Annotated in this window: 4 protein-coding genes; 3 read left to right on the top strand and 1 reads right to left on the bottom strand. The window is 75.6% G+C overall.

Going from position 1 to position 2,974, the window contains the following annotated elements:
• Positions 1–604: UbiA family prenyltransferase (locus tag GT030_RS07515; RefSeq protein ID WP_346009586.1), on the bottom strand; the 604-nt coding region annotated here is incomplete at its 3' end.
• A 130-nt stretch (positions 605–734) separates the two neighbouring features.
• Here GT030_RS07515 and GT030_RS07510 point away from each other — a divergent pair.
• The 3 genes from GT030_RS07510 to GT030_RS07500 form a co-directional block, all read left to right on the top strand.
• Positions 735–1,793 (top strand): 3-oxoacyl-[acyl-carrier-protein] synthase III C-terminal domain-containing protein, encoded by a 1,059-nt coding sequence (locus GT030_RS07510; protein ID WP_161200406.1) that lies wholly within the window; start codon positions 735–737, stop codon positions 1,791–1,793.
• A gap of 17 nt (positions 1,794–1,810) precedes the next feature.
• Entirely contained in the window at positions 1,811–2,326 is a 516-nt protein-coding gene (locus GT030_RS07505; protein WP_161200405.1) for an isoprenylcysteine carboxyl methyltransferase family protein, read from the top strand.
• A partial coding sequence (locus GT030_RS07500) for an FAD-dependent monooxygenase (protein ID WP_161200404.1) occupies positions 2,323–2,974 on the top strand: 652 nt, incomplete at its 3' end. The genes GT030_RS07505 and GT030_RS07500, both read left to right, overlap by 4 nt.

The following is a 2,974-nucleotide window of genomic DNA, read 5'->3' as shown; positions in this document are numbered from 1 at the left end:
GCTGCGGCCAGCCCCGTACCCCGGTCGCGAGGTCGCCCCGGATGTCCGGGAGCACATTGCCGAGGTGGGCGCCGACGCCCAGCAGCGCCCCGGCGGCGAGCACCCACCAGGCGGGCCACGGCCGCCCCGGCAGCCCCAGGGTGACGAACGCCGGGAGCGCGGCGAAGGCGACCGCGTAGGGCGCCCAGGACCAGCGGGTGGCCTTGAGTCGCAGGTCGTACGCCCACGCGGCCGCGACGGCGGTCAGATGCGCGGCACCGGCCGCCCACCCGCAGGCGAGGGAGAGCGGCACGCACAGAGCCAGCGCGGCCCAGGCCGCCGTCCACACCTTCCCGGCCTCGATCGCGCCGTGCGCGACGGGCTTGCCCCGGCGGCCGGCGGCGACGTCCCGGCCCGCGTCGAAGGCGTCGTTGCACCAGCCGATGGAGAGCTGCCCGGTCAGCACGGCGCCGGTGGTGAGCAGGCAGCGGCCCGGTTCCTGACCGGCCGTCACGGCCAGCGCCGCCGTCAGCGCGGTGACCACCACCAGCGGACCGGGGTGGCATGACCCGGCGAGGGCGGAGACCTTGCGGGCCGGGATCGTCGACTGCTCGGGGGTCACCACCCGGCGATCGTAGGGGCCCGCCCGGCGCGTCACGATCCGGAACGGCCGGACGGGGGATCTGTGGTGCCGGTTCGGCGGTGCAGGGAAGGGCTGCTGAGTCCCCCCGGATCGGTCGACGTACGGGAGCCTCATGACGCGGATCGCCGCCGTGCACGGTGCCCTCGCGCCGCACCGCTGCGCACAGGCCGAGATCACCGACATGGTGGCCCGCGCCTGTCTGCCGGAGGGCGCCGACCGCCGGGTACTGGACCGGCTCCACCGCAACGCCGGGGTCCGGGCCCGGCACATGACCCTGCCGCTCGACCGGTACGAGACACTGGACGGCTTCGGCGCCGCCAACGACCTCTTCATCGCCACCGCCACCGACCTGGGTACCCGCGTGATCCGGGAGGCGCTGCGCACCGCCGGGCTGTCGGCGGCCGACGTGGACCTGCTGATCTTCACCTCGGTCACCGGGGTCGCCGTCCCGTCGGTCGACGCACGGGTGGCGGGCCGGCTCGGGCTGCGGCCGGACCTGCGGCGGGTGCCGTTGTTCGGGCTGGGCTGTGCCGGGGGCGCGGCCGGGCTGGCGCGCGTGCACGACTTCCTGCTGGGGCGCCCCGACCAGGTGGCGGTACTGCTGTCGGTCGAGCTGTGCTCGCTCACCTTCCAGCGCGGTGACGCCTCGACGGCCAACCTGGTCGCCAGCGGCCTGTTCGGCGACGGCGCGACCGCGGTGGTGGCCTGCGGGGCGGAGCGCGCGGGCGCCTTCTGGGGCCCGACGATCGTGGACTCCCGCAGCCGCCTGTACCCGGACGCGGGCGGAGTGCTGGGCTGGGACATCGGGGACTCGGGCTTCAGGGTCGTCCTCGATCCGGACATCCCGCAGGTCCTCCGGCACCATCTGGCCGAAGACGTACGGGAGTTCCTCGCCGTCCACGGCCTGAAGCCGCAGGACGTGACGGCCTGGGTGTGCCACCCCGGCGGCCCCCGCATCCTGGACGCCGTCTCCGAGGCACTCGACCTCCCCACCGAGGAACTCGCCCTCAGCTGGCGCCACTTGGCCGAGGCCGGCAACCTCTCCTCGTCCTCCGTGCTGCACGTGCTGCGCGACACCCTCGCCGAACGCCGCCCGTCTCCCGGCACGCCGGGCCTGCTGCTGGCCGTCGGGCCGGGGCTGGCCTGTGAGTTGGTGCTGCTGAGCTGGTGAGTACGACAGGAGGACACATGATCTGGTACGCGCTGCTGGTCGCGGCCGTCGCGGTTGAGCGGGTGGGCGAACTCGTCGTGGCCCGGCGCAACGAGCGGTGGAGCAGGGCCCGTCGGGCGATCGTGGCGGGCGACGGGCACTACCCGGCGATGGTCGCCCTGCACGTGGGTCTGCTGGTGGGCTGCCCACTCGAAGCGTGGCTCGGCGGGCGGCCGTTCCTGCCCGTGCTGGGCTGGCCGATGCTGGCCGTGCTGGTGGGCGCGCAGGCGTTGCGCTGGTGGTGCATCGGGACGCTCGGGCCGCGCTGGAACACCCGCGTGATCGTCGTGCCGGGTCTGCCGCTGGTGGCGCGGGGGCCGTACCGGCTGTTGCGGCACCCGAACTACGTGGCCGTGGTGGCCGAGGGCGTGGCGCTGCCGCTGGTGCACACCGCCTGGGTGACCGCCGTCGCCTTCACGGTGCTGAACGCCGCCGTGCTGACCGTGCGCATCCGGTGCGAGAACCAGGCGCTGGCCGCCGCGGTGGCGACGTGATCGACGTGCTGGTGGCCGGTGGTGGCCCGGCCGGTCTCGCGGCGGCCGTGCACGCCAGGCTGGCCGGCCTGACGGCGGTGGTGGTCGAGCCGCGCACCGCGCCCGTGGACAAGGCGTGCGGCGAGGGCGTCATGCCCGGCGGGGTCGCCTCGCTCAGGGCGCTCGGCGTGGAGCCTGCGGGCCGGGAGCTGCGCGGCATCCGTTACGTGGACGGCGTCCGCCGCGCCGAAGCCCCCTTCCGCGACCGGCCGGGGCTTGGAGTCCGCCGTACGACCCTGCACCGCGCCCTGCACGAGCGCGCCCTCGGCCTCGGTGTGCGGATCGTGCCCGGCAAGGTCGGCGAGGTGCGCCAGACGCGGGACAGCGTCACCGCCGCCGGGATCACGGCCCGCTGGCTGATCGCCGCCGACGGCCTGCACTCCCCCGTCCGCCGCCGCCTCGGCCTGGAGCTGCCCGGCGGCCCGCGCGGCCGGTACGGACTGCGCCGCCACTACCGCCTCGCCCCGTGGACGGACTTCGTGGAGGTCCACTGGTCCGGCCAGGGCGAGGCGTACGTGACCCCGGTCGCCGACGGCCTGGTCGGGGTCGCGGTGCTGAGCCGGGTCCGGCGCGGCTACGACGAGCACCTGGACGGTTTCCCGGCACTCA

Origin of the sequence: Streptomyces sp. SID1328 (assembly GCF_009865595.1) — a bacterium.
Taxonomy (GTDB): Bacteria; Actinomycetota; Actinomycetes; order Streptomycetales; family Streptomycetaceae; genus Streptomyces; species Streptomyces griseoluteus.
Note: the sequence above shows the minus strand (reverse complement) of the source record. Positions and strands in the feature narration are given on the sequence as shown.